The 19,475-nt window shown below is 58.1% G+C and carries 21 protein-coding genes; 8 read left to right on the plus strand and 13 right to left on the minus strand.

Annotated features, from left to right (window positions below; translation table 11 throughout):
• Nucleotides 1-21: 21 nt before the first annotated feature.
• The 7 genes from AC0969_RS17725 to aroC form a co-directional block, all read right to left on the minus strand.
• The gene (locus AC0969_RS17725; RefSeq protein ID WP_479625483.1) at nt 22-1,206 is read right to left on the minus strand and encodes a glycosyltransferase; all 1,185 of its coding nucleotides are present in this window, start codon (nt 1,204-1,206) and stop codon (nt 22-24) included.
• Complete coding sequence (gene wecB, locus AC0969_RS17730; protein WP_479625484.1) at nt 1,199-2,326, minus strand: non-hydrolyzing UDP-N-acetylglucosamine 2-epimerase; 1,128 nt, start codon at nt 2,324-2,326, stop codon at nt 1,199-1,201. Before wecB ends, AC0969_RS17725 begins: the two co-directional genes overlap by 8 nt.
• The gene (locus AC0969_RS17735) at nt 2,323-3,909 is read right to left on the minus strand and encodes a polysaccharide deacetylase family protein (protein ID WP_479625485.1); all 1,587 of its coding nucleotides are present in this window, start codon (nt 3,907-3,909) and stop codon (nt 2,323-2,325) included. Before AC0969_RS17735 ends, wecB begins: the two co-directional genes overlap by 4 nt.
• Nucleotides 3,906-5,288 carry a phenylacetate--CoA ligase family protein gene (locus tag AC0969_RS17740; protein ID WP_479625511.1) on the minus strand — a complete coding sequence of 461 codons (1,383 nt, stop codon included), beginning with the start codon at nt 5,286-5,288 and terminating at the stop codon, nt 3,906-3,908. The genes AC0969_RS17735 and AC0969_RS17740 overlap by 4 nt, the downstream gene beginning before the upstream one ends.
• Nucleotides 5,288-6,022: an ABC transporter ATP-binding protein gene (locus AC0969_RS17745; RefSeq protein ID WP_479625486.1), complete on the minus strand. Its 735-nt coding sequence runs from the start codon at nt 6,020-6,022 to the stop codon at nt 5,288-5,290. The genes AC0969_RS17740 and AC0969_RS17745 overlap by 1 nt, the downstream gene beginning before the upstream one ends.
• 4 nt (nt 6,023-6,026) lie before the next feature.
• The gene (locus AC0969_RS17750) at nt 6,027-6,860 is read right to left on the minus strand and encodes an ABC transporter permease (RefSeq protein ID WP_479625487.1); all 834 of its coding nucleotides are present in this window, start codon (nt 6,858-6,860) and stop codon (nt 6,027-6,029) included.
• A 520-nt stretch (nt 6,861-7,380) separates the two neighbouring features.
• Nucleotides 7,381-8,478 (minus strand): chorismate synthase, encoded by a 1,098-nt coding sequence (aroC, locus tag AC0969_RS17755; protein WP_479625488.1) that lies wholly within the window; start codon nt 8,476-8,478, stop codon nt 7,381-7,383.
• 98 nt (nt 8,479-8,576) lie between these two features.
• Between aroC and AC0969_RS17760 the strand changes: the two genes are divergently transcribed.
• On the plus strand, nt 8,577-8,999 hold the full coding sequence (locus AC0969_RS17760; protein WP_479625489.1) for a cupin domain-containing protein: 423 nt from the start codon (nt 8,577-8,579) through the stop codon (nt 8,997-8,999).
• A gap of 6 nt (nt 9,000-9,005) precedes the next feature.
• Here the strand turns inward: AC0969_RS17760 and AC0969_RS17765 are convergent, their stop codons facing one another.
• Nucleotides 9,006-9,662, minus strand: coding sequence for a glutathione S-transferase (locus AC0969_RS17765; RefSeq protein WP_479625490.1), 657 nt, complete (start codon nt 9,660-9,662; stop codon nt 9,006-9,008).
• A gap of 153 nt (nt 9,663-9,815) precedes the next feature.
• Here AC0969_RS17765 and AC0969_RS17770 point away from each other — a divergent pair, with 153 nt between their 5' ends.
• Entirely contained in the window at nt 9,816-11,039 is a 1,224-nt protein-coding gene (locus AC0969_RS17770) for a polyhydroxyalkanoate depolymerase (RefSeq protein ID WP_479625491.1), read from the plus strand.
• 149 nt (nt 11,040-11,188) lie between these two features.
• Here AC0969_RS17770 and AC0969_RS17775 read toward each other — a convergent pair whose 3' ends face one another.
• Nucleotides 11,189-11,641: a CBS domain-containing protein gene (locus AC0969_RS17775; protein WP_479625492.1), complete on the minus strand. Its 453-nt coding sequence runs from the start codon at nt 11,639-11,641 to the stop codon at nt 11,189-11,191.
• Between the two features lie 159 nt (nt 11,642-11,800).
• Here AC0969_RS17775 and AC0969_RS17780 point away from each other — a divergent pair, with 159 nt between their 5' ends.
• Complete coding sequence (locus AC0969_RS17780) at nt 11,801-12,436, plus strand: phosphatase PAP2 family protein (RefSeq protein WP_479625493.1); 636 nt, start codon at nt 11,801-11,803, stop codon at nt 12,434-12,436.
• A 25-nt stretch (nt 12,437-12,461) separates the two neighbouring features.
• On the opposite strand, the gene AC0969_RS17785 is transcribed toward AC0969_RS17780, so the two are convergent.
• On the minus strand, nt 12,462-13,709 hold the full coding sequence (locus AC0969_RS17785; RefSeq protein WP_479625494.1) for a YihY family inner membrane protein: 1,248 nt from the start codon (nt 13,707-13,709) through the stop codon (nt 12,462-12,464).
• A 21-nt stretch (nt 13,710-13,730) separates the two neighbouring features.
• On the opposite strand from AC0969_RS17785, the gene AC0969_RS17790 reads away from it, so the two are divergent.
• Genes AC0969_RS17790 through AC0969_RS17810 form a run of 5 tightly spaced genes read left to right on the plus strand, consistent with a single transcriptional unit; the run spans nt 13,731 to nt 17,155 of the window.
• Nucleotides 13,731-14,126, plus strand: a complete 396-nt coding sequence (locus AC0969_RS17790; RefSeq protein ID WP_479625495.1) for a DUF2069 domain-containing protein — start codon at nt 13,731-13,733, stop codon at nt 14,124-14,126.
• Nucleotides 14,127-14,143: 17 nt separating this feature from the next.
• The gene (locus tag AC0969_RS17795) at nt 14,144-15,583 is read left to right on the plus strand and encodes an FAD-binding oxidoreductase (protein ID WP_479625496.1); all 1,440 of its coding nucleotides are present in this window, start codon (nt 14,144-14,146) and stop codon (nt 15,581-15,583) included.
• Nucleotides 15,584-15,587: 4 nt separating this feature from the next.
• Nucleotides 15,588-15,812, plus strand: coding sequence for a type II toxin-antitoxin system CcdA family antitoxin (locus tag AC0969_RS17800; protein ID WP_479625497.1), 225 nt, complete (start codon nt 15,588-15,590; stop codon nt 15,810-15,812).
• A gap of 33 nt (nt 15,813-15,845) precedes the next feature.
• Nucleotides 15,846-16,658 carry a thymidylate synthase gene (locus AC0969_RS17805; RefSeq protein WP_479625498.1) on the plus strand — a complete coding sequence of 271 codons (813 nt, stop codon included), beginning with the start codon at nt 15,846-15,848 and terminating at the stop codon, nt 16,656-16,658.
• A complete protein-coding gene (locus AC0969_RS17810; RefSeq protein ID WP_479625499.1) occupies nt 16,655-17,155 on the plus strand; it encodes a dihydrofolate reductase in 501 nt (166 codons plus the stop codon). Before AC0969_RS17805 ends, AC0969_RS17810 begins: the two co-directional genes overlap by 4 nt.
• A gap of 130 nt (nt 17,156-17,285) precedes the next feature.
• Here the strand turns inward: AC0969_RS17810 and AC0969_RS17815 are convergent, their stop codons facing one another.
• The 3 genes from AC0969_RS17815 to AC0969_RS17825 are packed head-to-tail and all read right to left on the minus strand — an operon-like array spanning nt 17,286 to nt 19,199.
• Nucleotides 17,286-17,867 carry a BON domain-containing protein gene (locus tag AC0969_RS17815; RefSeq protein WP_479625500.1) on the minus strand — a complete coding sequence of 194 codons (582 nt, stop codon included), beginning with the start codon at nt 17,865-17,867 and terminating at the stop codon, nt 17,286-17,288.
• A 17-nt stretch (nt 17,868-17,884) separates the two neighbouring features.
• Nucleotides 17,885-18,793 carry an OmpA family protein gene (locus AC0969_RS17820; protein ID WP_479625501.1) on the minus strand — a complete coding sequence of 303 codons (909 nt, stop codon included), beginning with the start codon at nt 18,791-18,793 and terminating at the stop codon, nt 17,885-17,887.
• Between the two features lie 25 nt (nt 18,794-18,818).
• Nucleotides 18,819-19,199: a DUF4398 domain-containing protein gene (locus AC0969_RS17825; RefSeq protein ID WP_479625502.1), complete on the minus strand. Its 381-nt coding sequence runs from the start codon at nt 19,197-19,199 to the stop codon at nt 18,819-18,821.
• Nucleotides 19,200-19,475: the final 276 nt, after the last annotated feature.

The raw sequence follows: 19,475 nt of genomic DNA on the forward strand, positions 1-19,475 counted from the left end.
TTTTTTGAATCGTAGGAGTTGTCATGGATGTGCAAATAGTAGTTCGAGCATTTTTTTAAGTCTCGCCGCCCACGTGTTGTCGCCGACAAACTCGCGGGATTCCAGGATAGTGAGACGGCCGCGAACCAGTTGGGCATTTGTTTGTACGATGAAATTTTCTGCCGTGTCTGCCACCAGTAGACCGGCCTGATTGGTTTTCGTGAATTCTAGTGACGTACTCACCACCGAGACCCCCGCCGCTAGGTACTCGAAGTACTTCATCGGAAACATCGATCGGGTGTACTCATTGATCAACGTTGGAAGCGTGCCGACATCGAAACCACGCAGATAGTCGGGCAATACAGCATACGGTTTGTCCCCCAAAAAGTGGACATTCGGCAATGCACGCAATGCTTCAACCAAAGGACTTTGCTGCCCTTCGCGCTCTGCACCGATCACCACCCAATGCCAATCCGGCCGAGCAATAGCCACGCTCCGCATTAGTGCAAAGTCCACTTTGAAGTCCGATAGTGCCCCCACGTAGCCGATTCGTGGCGACGGTATGGCAGCAATATCTGGCGGCAATGTGCCAGGGTGATGCGCACGGCCAAAATGGTCTAAATCTGCAACATTAGAAAAATAATGCGTAATGGCATTAAACGGTGCGCATTTTTCTTTAAGCGCAAGGCTGGTAACAAATACCACAGCGCATTCAGCCAGCAACCGCTGCTCTTCTTGATTGAAGCCCATAGGATCAATGCCGGGTACAGCCGACAGGTCGTCAACACAGTGATAGACGAGCTTGCCATGGGGTAGTTTGGATATCGTTTCCCGCATGAAAGGGTGGTAAGTCCAGATCATGGGTAACTTAAAACCCTGACGCAGCATAAACAGCTTTATGCGTGTTCTGAGCCAGCCTTGGTTGATCGCCCGAACCATCGGCAAGTGTTGCTTAAAGGGTATAGCCAGTGGCGACATAACCCACACATTAGGCTCTACCAGTTTTGCGGGTCGCAGCCCCCGCTTTAACCTTTGCCAAATACGCTTAAGGTCCCGCCCATTCATGGTGGGCGCGCGCAAGCCTATGCTCTCGATATACAAAACTCGGTATCCCGCAAGTGCGAGGTGGTGAGCCGTATGCTGCTTGTTGGTCCAATAGGGGGTATCCCAGTCTGCCGTAGCAAATAACACGCAGTCTTTGGTGTTGGGTGATTCTGGTTCAGCCATTAAAGGCCTCTACGTTGCTGCCCGAAAGTATGCCAACAATACGTTGACTGGCAAGGCCGTCGCCGTAGGGGTTGCCTCTTTGCTGCAATTCGGCTTTCAGGCCAGGGTTACCCAAATATCGCTCCGCAGTAGAAACAATCAAACGCGTATCTGTACCGGTTAAAGTGGCAAAACCTGCCGTAACGCCGTCACTACGCTCTGTGTGTTCTCGCATCACAACGGTCGGCACGCCGAAGCTTGGTGCTTCTTCTTGTATGCCGCCAGAGTCTGTGATGATGAGTGCGCACTGGCTTTGCAAATGCAGGTTGGCTTCAAAGTCCACGGGTTCAATCAACCTCAGATTGGGCAATCCGTCCAACTCCATGAACACCACCTTGCGTACCTCAGGATTCAAGTGCACCGGGAACACAAAACCGACTTCCGGATGATGGGTACATAGCATTTTGATAGCGGCACAAATTTGCCCTAAGCCTTGTCCGAAGTTTTCTCGGCGATGCGTGGTGACGAGCACCATGCGTTTGTTTTCAAAGTACACCGGAAACTTGTGCTCATGGCCCGGTTCCGCCCAACGACGTTGAACCATGCCAATGGCATCCACCACGGTGTTGCCGGTGATAAAAACCTTTGCCGGATCTACTGCCTCTGCGTGCAAGCAGTTTGCCGCGCTACGGGTAGGCGCGAAATGCCAGCTTGCAATGCGGCTAATGGCAACACGGTTGAACTCTTCTGGAAACGGGCTATCCCAAATACCAGTGCGCAAGCCGGCTTCTACATGTGCAACCGGTATGCGCAAATAGAACGCAGCCAATGCGGATGCAAATGCCGTGGTGGTATCTCCTTGCACCATCAGCACATCAGGGCGGTGCTCAAGCAATGCGGCTGTCACGCGTTCCACGAGCTTGGCAGTCAATCCGGCCAAAGTTTGGCCTTCTTGCATGACCGACAAGTCCACCTGCGGGGTGATACCAAAAACGGCCAGCGCCTGGTCCAGCATATGGCGATGCTGGCCAGAAGAACACACGATTAAGTTGATGGCTGAAGGATGCTTTTGAACCTCCGCAATGACAGGCGCAAGCTTAATGACCTCTGGACGGGTGCCAAAAATGACCATCAACTTCATAACAGAACACCATCTTCCGTGACCTCAAGCAGGTTACCGCGATATTCAACAGCAACTGCCCACGGAGTCACCTTGGCACCAGGAGCTATTGCATATTGAGCGCCTGTAACTGATAGCTTTATAAAGGCGCGATAGTGCAGAAAGTCCATTGCGTCGGTCTCGTTACAGAACAACACGTTCTTTGTCTGCTTCATGTAGGCAATAAACACCTGGTGGAACTCAATTCGCTGCGCTTCTGTCTGCCACCCATATTGATACCTGGGTGAAAACGGGTGGTCTAGATAGCCAAAGAAGGCACCGCCCGCTTTAGAGATGTCAAACGCTTGCTTGAATACTGCGTGTGGATCTGCATCCTGTAGTACGCAGTCACCATGCAGCATGCATTGTTGGCTGTGCCCAATAAAGCCTTCACCCGCTGCGGGCACTTGGCCGGAGCGCGCTGTCAAAAAATCTGGATCATTGCGGATGATGCCACCGATACAACCGGCATATCCTGCGTCAGCCAATGCAGCACGGGCATAACCTGGCGTTTGGTGAAATGGAGACACCGCATACTTGACCCGATAGGCAATGGCATCATCAATACATGCCGCAGAGGCAGTGCCTTCAATAAATGCAGCCTCGTAACTACCTCCCCAGTCGGGTGCGTGCGTAGCAGTATGTGACAGTAACGCACCGCCATGGGCCAGTACTTCCTTGGGCAATGTATGGTGGATAGTGTCAGCTAACACTTTGGCGTGGAGTGCCAATGAAAACGGCACACCCAGCGCACGGTAAGCCTCCCACAGCGGGCGAGCAGACTCTACATCTTCGTCACAATCCAAACGCATGGTGACGGCAGCATCAAACCCGTACGGTATTTCGCGCAGCACCGGCCAACAAGACAAATCGACAGATCGGTAGCTGGCAATAAAGTGTTCGACCAAGGCCCACTCCTGCGAGTCCACCGGACCTACCGCACGGTTAAACCACAGCAGGCTGCTTTGGGGAGTGTCCCAAACCCCAGCATAGGTACTCAAAACTACGTGATTGGCGTGCACTTCGGCAATCACGTTGGAAAGAGGGGCAGCGGCAGTTTGCGCTAATGCCCAAATGGAAGAATGCGTTGCATCCACGTGGATGGGCCCATAGCCCAGATTGTTCCACTCGTCGGTAAAGTCATATCGCAGAAATGGCCGCTCTTGCACAGGAGACGCCTTGCTGCCCAAGGCAGCGGTATAGCGCACAGCAGCCGCACTTTGCGAAAACCGGCCAGAAAGGGCTGGGGCACAATTTGCGGCATCCACCAATGCGTCGCTTATAGGTGATATTGCAACATTTAAATACTGCGCCAACTTGGGCGGCAAAGCACCAAAAACAATGACCTTACTGTTGGTGACGCCCAATGTGGCAATGATGCTGTCGACCCAATCGTTCAGAGGGTCGATGAGAACCCAACAGCAGGATGTGTCAACCCGGACCGGAGAGGCCATCTGGCTGATAGATGAGCGCGTCACCAGATGGGTGCTGCAACTGCGCACGAATGCAAGAGCAACAACCTCTCCCGCTTGGGCGCGTGAGCCCGGGCAAATGACATTAATCATGGATGAACGACATGCCTGAATTTAGCGTGACGGCCAACTCGAACAAATGCGTCGTGGTCTACAAACTGTAGCTCAAAACCTTGCCTCCAAAAACTGGTGACCTTACGGCGTATTTCTTCTTTATCAGCAAACACCTCTGGCACGATTTTCAGTACAGGCGGTGTTGATCGAAGGTCTATCTGAAACTCTTGGATACCGCCCACACGATGATCCAGCATGTCCTGGATATGGTGTGTTGGATGATCGACGCCATTGATGGGCACCAGATCGTGTATGCGCCCAACCACGTTGGTCAAGAAAAACCCCTGGGGGCCATCTCCCACCTTGGCAAGGTCACCAGTACGATAGCGAATGAGTGGCATGAGTTTGTTGCGAAACCCGGTAAACACCAGTTCATGTTCACCGTTTTCCGCACCATCTACTTCAAATGACTCTGGCCAGGCTTCAGACTCAAGCACCTGCTGCCCATTACCTGCGCCAGACAGTTCGTAACCAACAACCCCCAACTCCGCCAGGCCATAACGGTCTACAACACGACACCGCAGCGCACGGCTAATAGCTTCTCGCTGATAAGGCTCCAACAATTCACCGCTAGACTCAAAAACCTCAAAGGCTTTACCTCCACCGTATTTACGCTCCACATAACATGCCAAAGCATAAATGGTGGAGGGGTGTGCGTGCGCCAAGTAGGGGCGACGGCGAAGAAGTGTCTGCCATATTTCTTCTAGCCCATCATCATCGACGCTGCTGAAAAAAATATTGCTGCGGTTCATCGCAAAGCATTTGAAGTCTTCGCGCGTAGGCCATTGGGGCACAGTGGCATCAGGAAAGCGACAGGCGAAATGCAGTTCTGTTTTGTACTTGCGTTTGCCGATGCGCTCCCGCGCATACAAGGTAACAGCGGCCGAATAATCAGCACCTTCCTGATCGTAATAAATGACACATGACAGCCCAGTTGAACCACCCGTCTTGCAGATGTGGTGGCGAGTTTGGTTCAGCGCGCGCGACAGCATGCGGTCGCCCTGTTCGCGAATAATGTCTTTGGTTAAGTAGGGAAGATCATTCAGGTACCGGACATCCGCGCGGACCTTCTCGGGATTGAATGCGTGCTGGGCAAAAAGGTCTCGGTAATAAGGCACCGAAGTTCCGGCAAAACCAAGGGCATCGGCCAAGCGATTGGTAGCGATGCTGCGGCGCTGGGCTTTGTCTTGGCTATAAAAGCGTCTCAGGTCTTCAAGTTTGGGGCGAACTTCACGATGCTCTCGCTTTTCAGCGTACGGATATGCAATGTTGGCGCTGAACAGCCCCTTAAGTAACTTGAGCGGCTGGTAGGAGAATGCAATTTCTCCTGCACGAAGAACCGGATGGTCTGCACTAATCATGCGTCAACTACAGTCGTTACTGGCTCATCCGAAATAATCCGCCCATGCTCAATGGTGATCTTGCGGTTACAGATACGCTGGATAAGACTTGGGTCATGCGATGCCACCACAAGAATCGAAGCCTTACCCACAAGACTTTCAAGTCGGATAGCGGCCTTGGCACTGAATGCTGCGTCACCTACGCTAAGCCACTCATCCATGATGATGATGTCTGCCTCGATACTGGTCGAAATTGCAAACGCAAGCCTCAGCATCATGCCGCTGGAATACGTACGCACGGGTAGATTGAGGTAATCGCCAAGTTCGCTGAAATCTGCAATCTCGTCAATTTTGGAACGTATCTTGGCAGGTTTCAATCCGTCCAGAATACCCCGGAGATAGATATTTTCAAAACCAGTGGCATCCGGATCGAGCCCCATGGACACATCCAACAACGATGCAATCGACCCTGTCACCTTGAGCTGGCCACGCACAGGCGCATAAACCCCGGATAGGACTCGCAACAAAGTTGTCTTGCCCGAACCGTTGTGCCCCAACAGTCCCACTCGCGTACCTTCTTCAAACCGGAAGTTCAAACTATCCAGTGCGGTAACGATCGAGTGCTTACCCGTGTCTTGGCCAATTTTTCCACCGGTAGAAATATTTAAAACGGCTTTTTTGAGAGAGCGGTGTGAATTTTCATAAATTGGAAACTCGACACACAACCCGCTGGCAACAATTGAAGTACTCACGTTATTACAACCAATATGGCACGCGATTGCGATACCGTTTCATCAAAAATTGCGCAAAAATAAATCCTACGACTAGAAGCCCAATAGCCCATACCCAAGACTCCAAGGGAACTGGGCGACCAATAATTGGGCCCCGCGCAATTTCAATTAAATGGTAGAGTGGATTAAGTTCAGCCACCCAGGCGCGATCTACCAATATGTCCGGCGACCACATCACGGGCGTAAAGAAAAAGGCGACCTGTACGAGATTTGTAACAATGGGCGCGATATCTCTAAAGCGTGCGCAGAGCACACCCAATGCAACACCTATCCATACCCCCTGCAACCAAAGAATAAGCAATGCAAATGGCAGCAAAAGTATCTCGGTAGTCGGCCAACGCCCAAACATCAGCAGTGTAAGTATCACCACCGGTAAACTATGCAGAAGAATAACAAAATTACGCCATGCGATTCGACATACATGTACAGTAAGAGGCAACCGTATCTGCTTAATCAGATAAGCAGAGCCAATGAATGATGTACACCCCTCATTTACCGCCGAGGCCAGATACTGCCATACAACAAGGCCAACAGCCAAATAAGGCAAGTAAGTACTAATTTCCTGATGCAACAACTGCGAATACAGCAATCCCAAAACGACCACCATAATGAGCGTACTCAGCGTAAACCAGAAGGGGCCAAGTACGGAACGACGGTAACGTTGACGGATATCATGCCAGCCAAGTGTTCCCCAAACTGTATAGGCAGCAATACCCAAAAAAAGATCATTGGAGGGATTGTGGTCTGCAAGACCTTTTTCAACTCCGCCCTTGCTGTGTGTCGCAACTTCAGAAATCATGTCTGAGTGTAGTTATCTTGGAAACTGAAAAAATCATCTTCACCGAGCGTTTTTATAAACATCTTATTTAACCATTTAAGGCGCTTAATAGTAGGGCTTTAAATTCCATATCTGCCACCTGACTTTTTAACCAGTACGGCCATCCTATCGAATCCTATTATGTCAGACGCGAGGTCACCTAAACGTCATGTTTAGCAACCGCCGCACAGATACCATGCAGGCCAACTACCTTATCTTTCGTAACATCCAGTTCGCGCAACTTAGTCTGTTGTAAACCAGATACACATGCAGAGCTTTAACACCCTCTTGGGATACTCCCACCCCAATGAACATAACCTGAGGATTGGATTTAGATCGGACGCGTAAACCGGTGGCATATCCAATGCCAGCCATCCATTACCCTTGGTGATGCACTTAGTCAGCAGGCTGTTGACGAATCCGTTGCTTGTGATCACCTCTCCCATAGTTCAAAGGAGCGCAGTTGTCCGCTAAACAACCGCTGCGCACAAATTCCTACGCATCACCCCGCCGATGCCGCAATCGGCCCCACCGCCTGCACCACATCGGCATTCTGCGCACGCTGGCGTAAGGCGTGCTCCATTACTACCAGAGCCAGCAGTGCTTCCACGATCGGTGTGGCGCGGATGCCTACGCAGGGGTCGTGGCGGCCTTTGGTGATGACTTCGGTGGGGTTGCCTGCCGTGTCTATCGTTTCGCGGGGGGTGGTGATGGAGCTGGTGGGCTTGATGGCGATGGACACTTCCAGGTCTTGGCCGGTGCTGATGCCGCCGAGCACGCCGCCTGCATTGTTCGACTTAAAGCCCTGCGGCGACAGCGAGTCGCCATGCATGCTGCCGCGCTGGGCCACGCTGGCAAAACCGGCACCAATCTCCACGCCTTTAACGGCGTTCAGGCCCATCATGGCAAAGGCGATGTCGGCATCCAGCTTGTCAAACAGCGGCTCGCCCAGGCCCACTGGCATGCCGGTGGCGGTGACGCGGATGCGCGCGCCACACGAGTCTTGGGCATGGCGCAGGGCGTCCATGTAGTCTTCCAGTGCCGATACGTCGGCTACCGGGGCGAAGAAGGGGTTGTGGGGCACGTGGTCCCAGCTCTCGAACGGAATCACCAGGTCGCCGACCTGGGTCATGCAGCCGCGAAACACCATGCCGTATTTTTCGGCCAGCCATTTTTTGGCGACGGCTCCGGCGGCCACGGTGGGCGCGGTCAGGCGGGCGGATGAGCGGCCACCGCCGCGCGGGTCGCGGATGCCAAACTTGTGCCAGTAAGTGTAGTCGGCGTGGCCGGGGCGAAAGCTTTGGGCGATGGCGCTATAGTCTTTGCTGCGCTGGTCGGCATTGCGGATCAGCAGCGCGATGGGGGTGCCGGTGGTTTTGCCCTCATATACGCCGCTCAGGATTTCCACCGCGTCGGGCTCGTTGCGCTGGGTGACGTGGCGGCTGGTGCCGGGGCGGCGGCGGTCCAGGTCGGCCTGGATGTCGGCCTCACACAAGGCCATGCCGGGCGGGCAGCCGTCAATCACGCAGCCGATGGCTGGGCCGTGGGATTCACCAAAGTTGGTGACTGCAAATAGGGTTCCGAAGGTGTTTCCGCTCATAGCCTCTGATTATCCCCGACCCAAGGCCTCCTGCGCGGCGCTGGGAACGGTTCATGCTTATGCGACCGCGTCTACCCACATTTAAATTGGAGAGTCCCATGCCAGAGCACCGTACGACCGCGTTTTCCCACATCAAATCCGGCGATACCGACTTCGTGCAAGGCGGTTTGCGCGACTTTTTTCTGTACCGCGACCTGGGGGTTGCCGAGGCCACGCACGGAAAGGTGATTGCGCACCTGGTGAAGGCCAACATGGCCCCAGAAAAGGGAACGGGATGGCACCTGCATGAGGCGGATTTCCAGATTGTCATCATGCTCAAGGGCTGGGCGCGCTTTATGTACGAGGACCAAGAGACGCTGGTGCAGGCGGGCGATTGCGTGCACCAGCGCCCGGGTATCCGCCACTTCCTGTTCGATTACTCGCCGGATATGGAGTACCTGGAGATCGTGTCGCCGGCCGATTTCAAGTCGATCGACGTGGAACCGGTATGTGCAATCCCCGACCCGACGCCCTGGGCCTAGGGCTCCTTAAAACTCGGCATCCAACTCGTCGATTTCATCCGGTTCTTTCAGCGCCTCGGCCACCCACTCCTGCATCGCGGGCAGAGCCATGATGCGCTGGCAGTAGGCGGCACACACCGGGTCCAGCGCCACGCTGTAGGTCAAAAAGCGCGTGACCACCGGGGCGTACATGGCATCGGCCATGCCGACTTGCTCGCCGAACAGATACGGGCCGCCATAGTTGGCCAGGCACTCTTTCCAGATCTCCACAATCCGGTCGATATCGCTCTGGGCGCGCGACCAGATTTTGAATTCAGCGAAGTGGGCCTTGATGTTCATCGGCAGCGCGGTGCGCAGCGACGAAAAGCCCGAATGCATCTCACCGCAGATGGCGCGGCAGTGGGCGCGGGCGGCTTGGTCGGCGGGAAGCAAACCGGCTTTGGGCTTGATTTCATTCAGATATTCACCAATCGCCAGAGTGTCCCAGACCTTGATTTTGTTGTGCTGCAAGGAGGGCACCAACATGGAGGACGACAGCAACATCATCTCGGCCTTCATCGCCGGATCATCGGGCGAGACCACGTGCTCGGTGAACTCTAGTCCCGCAAATTTGGCGGCGAGCCAACCACGCAGGGCCCAGGCACCGTAGTTTTTGCTACTGATCGTCAACTCTGCTTTGCGCATGGGATCTCCTTGTGTTGTAAAAGTGTTGAGCAAGGGCTGTGCCAAATCCTGCGCACCGACCCATTCGCATCGCAACACATGCCACCCGCAGTAACTGGCCCGTAACTTGCCTGTAGTTGGTGCACACCCCGCACCAAGTCAGGAACAACACACATGCTCTACCAGGCCTACCAATTCCAATCCGACTTGATGTCGCCACTGCGCCTCATGGCACAAGGCCTTAGTTCAGCCCTCTGGTTCAAAGACACAGAGAACAGCCCGGTGCGCAAAATGGCCGCCGCCTGCGACGTGTTTTCACGGCTGCGGCTCACGCATGCACGGCCAGGCTACGGCATCACGTCGGTCAAAGTGGGGGATGTGGAGGTGGCCGTGAGCGAAGAGGTCACCCTCGCCCTGTCCTTTGGCAGCCTGCTGCATTTCAAGCGCACCGGTGACGCAGTGGACATGGCCGACCAACCCCCGGTGCTGCTGGTGGCCCCGCTGTCGGGCCACTTTGCCACGCTGCTGCGTGAAACCCTGCGCACCCTGTTGCAAGACCACGATGTTTTCATTACCGATTGGCACAACGCCCGCGATGTGCCGCTGACCGAAGGCGGTTTTTCGCTGGACGATTACACCGAGCACATGATCCGCTTCATCGAGGCCATCGGCCCCGGCACCCATGTGGTGGCGGTGTGCCAGCCCTGCGTGGCCGCGCTGGCCGCCGCCGCCATCATGGCCGAGGACGACAACCCCTGCCAGCCGCGCAGCCTGACGCTGATGGCGGGCCCGGTGGACTGCCGCATCAACCCCACCGGGGTCAACACCCTGGCCACCAGCAAGCCCATCGAATGGTTTGAAAAAAACCTGATCACCCACGTGCCCCTGCCCCACAAGGGCTTCATGCGCCGGGTGTACCCGGGCTTCATCCAGCTGAGTGCGTTTTTAAGCATGAACCCGGCGCGCCACAAAGCCCAGTTCAAGGATATGTACAAATACCTGCTGGAAGGCGATATCGACAAGGCCGACACCATCCGCAACTTCTATGACGAATATCTGGCGGTAAACGACCTGCCCGCCGAGTTCTACCTGGAAACCGTGGCCAAGGTATTCCAAACCTACGACCTGCCCCGGGGCGTGCTGACCTATAAAGACCGCATCGTCAACCCTGCCGCCATCCGCCGCACCGCACTGATGACGGTAGAAGGCGAACGCGACGACATCTGCTCGGTAGGCCAAACGATGGCCGCCCAGGATCTGGCCAGCAACGTGCGACCCAGCCAGCGCACCCACCATATCCAAACCGGTGTGGGCCATTACGGTGTGTTCAGCGGCAAGAAGTGGAACCAGCACATCTACCCGCGCGTGCGGGACATGATTTACGCCAATCAGCGCTGAACGTCCCCACAAGCAAAAAGCCCGACTGAACCAGCCGGGCTTTTTTATGTTAAAAATAAATTGCTACATATTCAATAGCTACTACCGCACACGGAATAAGCGAAAACAGCCTAAAAGACCCATACCGCCTCAGTAGGCTTAGGCGCGTGTTAAGAGCCTTCTTCTTCGCCCGCAGGCCAGTCACGGATGTAGGCTTTGAGCATTTTGTTCTCGAAGTTCTGGCTGTCCACCACGGCCTTGGCCACGTCGTAGAAGCTGATCACGCCCATCAGCATCTTGCCGTCCATCACCGGCATATAGCGGGCGTGGCTCTCCAGCATCATGCGGCGCACGTCGTCGAGTTCGGTGTCGGGGCCGCAGGTCAGGGGCTGGGCATCCATTGCCGCACGGATCAGGGTGTTGCCTATGCTGCCGCTGTTCTTCACCACCAGCTGGATCACTTCGCGAAAGGTCAGCATGCCGGCCAGTTCGCCTTGCGACATGATCACCAACGAACCCATGTCTTTGTCGGCCATGGTGGCCAAAGCCGTCGCCAGGAGCTCGTCGGGATTGGCGGTATAGAGCGTATTGCCTTTCACACGCAGAATGTCGCTGACTTTCATGGTTTTCTCCTGGTAACGCAGTAGTGGGGTAATGGGGTGATTCGTGACGGATGCACTTGCAATATAGCCCACAAAGGCCTAGGGCAAACCATAGAGCAGCATGAAATACGCCCTGGCGCATGGAAATGGATTTTTGCTGCACTGCAATAAAATTGAAGCATGCAATTCTTCCTCGCCAAAGCCCCGTTCTGGATCACCCGTTTTGGCGAAATGGGCATCGTCTTACCGCTAGCAGCCGTGTTCACGCTATGGATTGCCAGCACCACCCGCGCACTCGGGCCAGTGCTGCGCTGGCTGCTGCCGCTGGGGCTGGCAGTGGGCATCACATCGGTATCCAAAATTGCCTTTATAGGCTGGGGCCTGGGCATTGCGGCGCTGGATTTCACCGGGTTTTCGGGCCACTCCATGTTCTCGGCAGCGATCTACCCGGTATTGGCCTACGCCTTGGCGCCCCAGCTGCGCCGCAACGCCCTGTTGGCAGGCTACGGGCTGGCCGCGTTGATTGCCTGGAGCCGGGTCCACATTGAGGTGCATTCCTGGTCCGAGGTGGTCGCGGGCTTTGCGCTGGGGGCTAGCGCCAGCGGCTGGACGGTATGGCGCATGGCCCAGGCCCCGGCACTCCCTCCGCCAGGCCCCCCACGCTGGGTGCTGCTGGGCCTGCTCGGCTGGCTGGCCGTGATGCCGCTGCACGCCGCGCCCTCCCGTTCGCACGACATGGTGACGCGGCTGGCACTGCAACTGTCGGCGCATGACCAGGCGTTTAAACGGGCCGATCTGCATGCCACAGACCAGTAAATTCAGCCAGCTGAAATTATTATTTTTATAGCACTTCGTGCAGGTACATACTGCGCCTACCGCTGTTTTTCCATAAATTTTCCAACGCCGGGGCGGGGGTTAGCAGCAGCTGGTCTACCAGCGGCAGCAGCAAGGTGGTGCCGGGGTCTACCAGCAGCAGCAGGCGCGGTTCGCGCGGGGTGGTGGCTGCGTCCAGCGGGTCGGCCTCGTCCAGCCGGCCCACCCAGTCCAGCGCGCCCAGCGTGGCCAGCACCGGCTCCAGTTGCAGCGTATCGACCTGCATCGTCTGTGCCAGCTGGGCCACGCTCAGGCCTTTGTCACCACGCACCTGGGCCAGGTGCAGGTGCTGCAACACCTCGATGGCCAGCAAAAACGGCCAGCCGTGCGGGGTGGAGCGGCGTGGCACGCCCTCCAGCAGGCTGGGCATGTAGGCTGCAATCACGGCCCCCAGCAGCACAATGACCCAGGCCAGGTAGATCCACACCAGCATGATGGGCAGCGTGGCAAAGGCCCCGTACACCACCGAGTAGGTGGGCACGGCGGACAAATAAAACGTCAGCAGCCGCTTGGCCAGCTCGATGCTGATGGCCACAAACACGCCTCCAGCCCAGGCGTGGCCCCACTTCACCCGGGTGTAGGGCACATAGCGGTACAGCGCGGCCATGCCGCCCGCCAGCAGGGTGATTTGCAGCAGGCTGAAGAGCAGCCGCACGCCGCCAGGCAGGCTGTCCACCACCCCCTGCGAGCTAGAGATGAGGTAGGACGTCAGCGCCAGGCTGGCCCCCAGCAGCAGTGGCCCCAGGGTGATACCAGCCCAGTAAATCAGCACCCGCTGGCCCAGGGGCCGGGGGCGGCGCACGCGCCAGATGGCGTTTAGCGTGCGGTCGATGGTCAAAATCAGCGCCAGCGCGGTAAACAGCACAATCGCCAGCCCCACCGAGCCCAGCTTGCTGGCCTGGCTGGCAAACTGGGTCAGGTAGCCCTGCACCTGGCGGGCAATGCTCTCGGGGATCAGGCTTTGCACCAACCACTTTTGCAGCACCCCCTGCACTTTGCTGAACATCGGAAAAGCCGTGAAGATGGCCAGCGCCACGGTAAAAAACGGCACCAGCGCCAGCGAGGTGGTGAAGGTCAGGCTGCTGGCCGTGAGGCCCAGTTGGTCTTCGCGAAAGCGCTCGCGCAAGGTGTGGGCGGTGGTTTTCCAGGGGAAGCGGGACAGGTCTTTCAGGAACTGGTCAAAGCGCTGGGACAAGGCAGATAGGGTTAAACGCATGCCCGCTATGATGCCACCGCTATGAATACCACCGAACACGCCCCCCTCGCCCACACAGTTGGCTGGACCCGCACCCTGGCCGTCGGCAGCCTGCTGGGCCTGATTGCCCTCAGCCTGGCCTGGGAACTGGTGCTGGCCCCGCTGCGCCCCGGCAGTGTGGTGCTGGCGCTGAAGGCCGTGCCGCTGTGCTTTCCGCTCATCGGCCTGCTGAAAAACCGCATGTACACCTACCGCTGGGTTAGCTTGATGGTGTGGCTGTACTTCACCGAAGGCGTGGTCCGCGCCTACAGCGATGCCGCGCCCAGCCGCTGGTACGCACTGGGCGAGGCGCTGCTGTGCGTGGCCCTGTTCGTCGCCTGCGCCATGCATGTGCGGCTGCGCTTCAAGAATGCCAAGGCCGCCGCCCTGCCCGCTTAACACACGAGATTTCTGCCATGCAAGACCTGATCGACAGCCTGCGCCGGACCCTGGGCGCGTCCCACGTACTCACCGATGGCGACCTCAGCGCCTTTGAGCTGGACTGGCGCAAGCGCAGCCGGGGCAAGTCCCTGGCCGTGGTGCGCCCCGGCAACACCTTGGAAGTGGCAGCGGTCGTCAAAGCCTGCGCGGCAGCCGGTGTCAGCATCGTGCCGCAAGGTGGCAACACCGGGCTGGTGGTGGGCAGCACGCCGGATGACTCCGGCACGCAAATCGTGCTCAGCCTGCAACGCATGCAAGCCGTGCGCAGCGTGGATGCGGCCAACCTGACCATGACGGTAGAGGCCGGTTGCATTTTGCAAAACCTGCAAGACGTGGCCGAAAAAGCCGGTTTTATGTTCCCCCTGAGCCTGGCCGCCGAGGGCAGTTGCACCATTGGCGGCAACCTGGCCACCAACGCAGGCGGCACCCAGGTGCTGCGCTACGGCAACACCCGCGAACTCTGCCTGGGGCTGGAAGTGGTCACCGCACACGGCGAGATCTGGAGCGGCCTGAGCGGCCTGCGCAAAGACAACACTGGCTACGACCTGCGCAACCTGTTCATCGGCAGCGAAGGCACGCTGGGCATCATCACCGCCGCCACCATGAAGCTGGTGCCCCAGCCCACCGCCACCCTCACCGCCTGGGCCGCCGTACCCAGCCTGGACCACGCCGTCACCCTGCTCGGGCTGGCGCACCAGCACCTGGGCGCAGGGCTCACCGGCTTTGAAGTCATGGCCCAGTTTGCGTTGGGTTTGGTGGCCAAACACTACCCGCAACAGCGCGTGCCGCTGTACCTCGATACGCCCTGGTGCGTGCTGCTGGAAAACTCCGACAGCGAGTCTGAAACCCACGCCCGCGAACGCTTCGAGCACCTGCTGGAGCTGGCCATGGAACAAGGCTGCGTGACCGATGCCGTGGTGGCCGAAAACATCGCCCAGGCCCACGCCCTGTGGCATGTGCGCGAAAGCATTTCTATGGCCCAGGCCGAAGAGGGGCTGAACATCAAGCACGACATCTCCATCCCCGTGTCCCGCATTCCCGAATTTGTGCGCAGCACCGATGCGCTGCTGACCGCGCAAATCCCCGGCGTGCGGCTGGTCAACTTCGGCCACCTGGGCGACGGCAACCTGCACTACAACGTGCAAGCCCCCGCCGAGGGCGATTACGAGGGAGATAGTGCCGAGTTTCTGCGCACCCAAGAGGACAACGTCAACACCCTGGTGTTCGATGCCGTCATGGCACATGGCGGCTCCATCTCTGCCGAGCACGGCGTGGGCAGCCTGAAGGTGGGCCACCTGGAGCACTACAAATCCCCCGTGGCGATGGACCTGATGCGCAGCATCAAGGAAGCCCTGGACCCGCAGAACCTGATGAATCCGGGGCGGGTGGTGCGGGTGGCGAACGCGGGGTTTTAAAATAATGCGCTCGCACCTTGTGCACGGCTTCCGGGGAAACACCAAGATGTTGGCGATGGCCCGCAGTCTGGGCATCCCCTTGGAGCAAACAGAGGATGCACTGCGGACTGCCGAGGTCCAGCACATCTACTGGGAGCGCTGGAACGCCGAAAACAAAGATGCCATCGACCACTACAACGCCCGCATCGCAGCCGAAGGCCTTCCCCTAGAACAGTACCGCACTTTTTAAGTGCGACCCTATTTGACGTTTACTCCCTCCGCTATGACTGACCGCCCCATCCGCTCCCAATATGAAGACTTCATGCGCTTGGTGCACACCACCGGCGTGGATAAGGCCGACCGCACCGGCACCGGCACGCGCAGCCTGTTTGGCCACCAGATGCGCTTCGATCTGAACGAGGGCTTTCCGCTAGTCACCACCAAGAAAGTCCACCTGCGCTCCATCATCCAGGAGCTGCTGTGGTTTTTAACCGGCAGCAGCGACAACACCTGGCTGAAAGAACGCGGTGTCAGCATCTGGGACGAATGGGCCCGCGCTGACGGCAGCCTGGGCCCGGTCTACGGCGTGCAGTGGCGCAGCTGGCCCAAGGCGGACGGCAGCCACATCGACCAGATCGCCGAAGTCATCAAAACCCTGAAGACCAACCCCGACAGCCGCCGCATCATCGTCAGCGCCTGGAACGTGGCCGACCTGGACAAGATGGCGCTGATGCCCTGCCACGCGTTTTTCCAGTTTTATGTGGCCGATGGCCGCTTGAGCTGCCAGCTGTACCAGCGCAGCGCCGACATCTTTTTGGGCGTGCCCTTCAACATCGCCAGCTACGCCCTGCTGACCCACATGGTGGCCCAGCAGTGCGACCTGGCGGTGGGCGACTTCATCTGGACCGGCGGCGACTGCCATATCTACAGCAACCACGTGGACCAGGTGAACGAGCAGCTCAGCCGCGCACCCTACCCCTACCCTACCCTGCATATCAAGCGCCGCCCGGCGGACATCTTCAGCTACCAGTTTGAAGACTTCGAGATGGTGGACTACCAATGCCACCCGGCCATCAAAGCCCCGGTGGCGGTATGACGCAGTTGCACCTTATCTTCGCCCGCGCCGCCAACGGTGTGATTGGGGCGCACGGCACCCTGCCTTGGCATTTGCCCGAGGACATGGCGCACTTCAAACGCACCACGCTGGGCTGCCCAGTCATCATGGGGCGCAAGACCTGGGATTCGCTACCGGCCCGGTTTCGGCCGCTGCCAGGGCGCGTGAATATTGTGGTGACGCGGCAAGCAGATTGGCAGGCCGAGGGTGCGCTGCGTGCCGGGTCGATCGCCGAAGCGCTGGCGCTGTGCCCCAATAACAGCGATAACAGCGATGCCTGGGTGATTGGCGGGGCCGAGATCTACGCCCAGGCCTTGCCGCTGGCACAGTCGGCGGTGGTGACCGAGATCGACGCCGCTTTTGACGGCGATGCCTTCGCCCCCAGCTTCGACCCTACCTGGACCGAGGCCAGCCGCGAGGCGCACACCAGCAGCACCGGGTTAGGCTTTAGCTTTGTGCGCTACCTGCGCGCCCACTAAACGCTATATTTTTTATAGCTACTACCGCATACAAAATATGCGCTAGAGGCCTAAAAAACATATAAAAAAAGCCGTCCCTAAAGTCATCTAGGAACGGCAAAGATGGGGGGCGCCGCAACGCCCCCCCAGCCTACTTCTTCACCAGCATCTCGTTGCCCACGCTCTTCACGTCTTGCGTGGCTTTGGCGATTTGCAGGGCTTTGTCGATCTGGGCCTGGTTGTCTACAAAGCCGCTGAGCTGCACTTCGCCCTGGCGGGTCACCACGGCGATGTCCAGGCTTTTGATGCTGGCATCGTTGAGCAGCGCGGCCTTGACGCGGGTGGTGACGATGCTGTCGTCCACCTTGGTGCCCACGGTGGTGTCGGCCTCTTTCAGGGCCATTTTGTTGTCCACGCGCTTCACACCGGACACGGCTTTGGCCAAGGCGGTGGCGCGCTCGATCTGGGTTGGGCTGTCCACAAAGCCGCTGAGCATGACCTCGCCCTTGCGGGTTTCGACCTTCACGTCCAGGCCTTTCACATCGGCATCGGCCAACAGGGCCGACTTGACGCTGGCGGTAAGCACGGTGTCGTCAATTTCGGTGCCCACGGTGGTGCTGGGCGCAGAGGCAGTGGCAGCGGTATCGGCCGGCTTGCTACAGGCCACGATAGACAAGGACATGGCGCTCACCAAAGCGATGGCGGCGAAACGTTCAAAAGGGGTTAGTTGCATAGCGTTCTCCTAAAAAATTAGCGTTGTACGGTCTGGCCGGTTGCGTCGGACAAGACGATCTCGACGCGGCGGTTCATTTGGCGGTTTTGGGCGGTGTCGTTGGCGGCCACGGGATAGCCTTCACCGTAGCCCCGGGTGAGCACGCGGTCGTTGGCGATGCCCATGCCCGTCAAGGCGCTGCGCACGGCAGCCGCGCGGCGGTCTGACAATTCTTGGTTATGGGCACTGCTGCCGGTGCTGTCGGTAAAGCCTTCCACCAGCACTTTGCGCTGCGGGTTTTGTTGCAGCACGTCGGCCAGCTTCTGGGCGGTGCGCATGCCGTCAGGCGTGAGGCGGGCCAGGTCTGTGCCAAACAGCACGTCGCCCAGGGTGATGACCATGCCGCGCTCGGTCTTTTTGGCGGCCAGCTCGGCGAGTTGGGCTTCTAGTTGCAGGTTGCGGGCTTGCGCTTCCATTGCAACCCGGCGGGCTTCATCGTTGCTGCGCTGCGCTTCGGCGGTTTTGCTCTGGGCCAGCAGCGCGGCCTGCTGGGCCTCGGCGGCTTTGGCCTTGGCCATGTCGGCTTCATTCGAGCGCTGTTGCAGGCGCAGCTGGTCGGCATCTTTGCCGGTGCGCAGCACTTCGTCTTCGGCGAACTTCTGGTTGGCAACTTCGTGCGTCAGCGCGATTTTTTGCCGGGCCAGGTAGGCCAGTTCATCCACCTTGGCGGGTTTGTCTTTGTCGTTGGCCGACGCATCGGCGCGGGCCAGGGCATCACCGGCCTGCTTGAGTTCCAGCGGGGCGTAGCGATTCACGTTCGGGCTGGCTTGGGCCATGCGGTACTCGCTGTGGGTTTGCTCCAGCAGGCTGGTGCTGGTGGGCACGGAGCTGCAAGCACCCAAGAGCACGGCAACGGCCAGGGCGAGGGGTGTGTAGAGATTTTTCATTTTTATAGTCCTGGATTAATTGGTTTTATGGGTTGGTTTTGCTAGCGCGGTCAAGCTCTTCGCGCAGCACGCGCAGGTTGTCTTGCAGCGCATCGGCTGCCGCCTGGGCCTTGGCGTTGTTGGCTTTTCCTTGGGCCAGCTTGGCATCGGCCTGGGCTTCGTTGGCCAGGGTGGCGGCCAGCTTGTAGTCTTTCTTGGCCATCGCTTGGTTGGCGGCAGCCATCTTGGTGCGGGCCGAATCCATCTCCAGCGGGGCAAATTCCGCCCCGCCTGCGCCCACGGCGCTGTCTACCGCCGCCTTAGACACCGCGACATCGGCCGTGGCAGGGGTTTTCATGCTGCTACAGCCCACCAGCAATGCCAGTGCGGTGGCGCTCAAGGCCAAGGCCCATGTGTGTTGCTTCATATCTGTCTCCTGTGGATAAATAAAGTGCCGAACCGCCTGTGCCAGCCTGTCGCCAGAGCAGCCACAGAGCACATGCAGGGGGCGGGGTGGCCCAAAAATCTGGTGTGGATGCAGTGTAGAAATAGCCCGGCCCGGTACCCAGCAGACAGCCCCGCGCCGCACAGTAGGACGGGGCAGCGCAGGTGCCATCGGCATCCTCCTACAGCGTGGGCGGCACTTATGCGGGTGGGAATGTCGGGGCGGCGAGACACCCGGAGCAGGGATTCCACGGCACAA

The organism is Rhodoferax sp. LB1P47 (assembly GCF_056521445.1).

Excerpts from the sequence above, each read along its gene's own strand:
- AC0969_RS17805 (WP_479625498.1), top strand. The coding sequence starts at position 15,846 with ATGACTGACCGCCCCATCCGCTCCCAATATGAAGACTTCATGCGCTTG.
- AC0969_RS17810 (WP_479625499.1), top strand. The coding sequence starts at position 16,655 with ATGACGCAGTTGCACCTTATCTTCGCCCGCGCCGCCAACGGTGTGATT.
- aroC (WP_479625488.1), bottom strand. The coding sequence starts at position 8,478 with ATGAGCGGAAACACCTTCGGAACCCTATTTGCAGTCACCAACTTTGGT.
- AC0969_RS17770 (WP_479625491.1), top strand. The coding sequence starts at position 9,816 with ATGCTCTACCAGGCCTACCAATTCCAATCCGACTTGATGTCGCCACTG.
- AC0969_RS17825 (WP_479625502.1), bottom strand. The coding sequence starts at position 19,199 with ATGAAGCAACACACATGGGCCTTGGCCTTGAGCGCCACCGCACTGGCA.
- AC0969_RS17775 (WP_479625492.1), bottom strand. The coding sequence starts at position 11,641 with ATGAAAGTCAGCGACATTCTGCGTGTGAAAGGCAATACGCTCTATACC.
- AC0969_RS17815 (WP_479625500.1), bottom strand. The coding sequence starts at position 17,867 with ATGCAACTAACCCCTTTTGAACGTTTCGCCGCCATCGCTTTGGTGAGC.
- AC0969_RS17765 (WP_479625490.1), bottom strand. The coding sequence starts at position 9,662 with ATGCGCAAAGCAGAGTTGACGATCAGTAGCAAAAACTACGGTGCCTGG.
- AC0969_RS17780 (WP_479625493.1), top strand. The coding sequence starts at position 11,801 with ATGCAATTCTTCCTCGCCAAAGCCCCGTTCTGGATCACCCGTTTTGGC.
- AC0969_RS17760 (WP_479625489.1), top strand. The coding sequence starts at position 8,577 with ATGCCAGAGCACCGTACGACCGCGTTTTCCCACATCAAATCCGGCGAT.
- AC0969_RS17750 (WP_479625487.1), bottom strand. The coding sequence starts at position 6,860 with ATGATTTCTGAAGTTGCGACACACAGCAAGGGCGGAGTTGAAAAAGGT.
- AC0969_RS17820 (WP_479625501.1), bottom strand. The coding sequence starts at position 18,793 with ATGAAAAATCTCTACACACCCCTCGCCCTGGCCGTTGCCGTGCTCTTG.
- AC0969_RS17725 (WP_479625483.1), bottom strand. The coding sequence starts at position 1,206 with ATGGCTGAACCAGAATCACCCAACACCAAAGACTGCGTGTTATTTGCT.
- AC0969_RS17800 (WP_479625497.1), top strand. The coding sequence starts at position 15,588 with ATGCGCTCGCACCTTGTGCACGGCTTCCGGGGAAACACCAAGATGTTG.
- AC0969_RS17790 (WP_479625495.1), top strand. The coding sequence starts at position 13,731 with ATGAATACCACCGAACACGCCCCCCTCGCCCACACAGTTGGCTGGACC.
- AC0969_RS17785 (WP_479625494.1), bottom strand. The coding sequence starts at position 13,709 with ATGCGTTTAACCCTATCTGCCTTGTCCCAGCGCTTTGACCAGTTCCTG.
- wecB (WP_479625484.1), bottom strand. The coding sequence starts at position 2,326 with ATGAAGTTGATGGTCATTTTTGGCACCCGTCCAGAGGTCATTAAGCTT.
- AC0969_RS17735 (WP_479625485.1), bottom strand. The coding sequence starts at position 3,909 with ATGATTAATGTCATTTGCCCGGGCTCACGCGCCCAAGCGGGAGAGGTT.
- AC0969_RS17795 (WP_479625496.1), top strand. The coding sequence starts at position 14,144 with ATGCAAGACCTGATCGACAGCCTGCGCCGGACCCTGGGCGCGTCCCAC.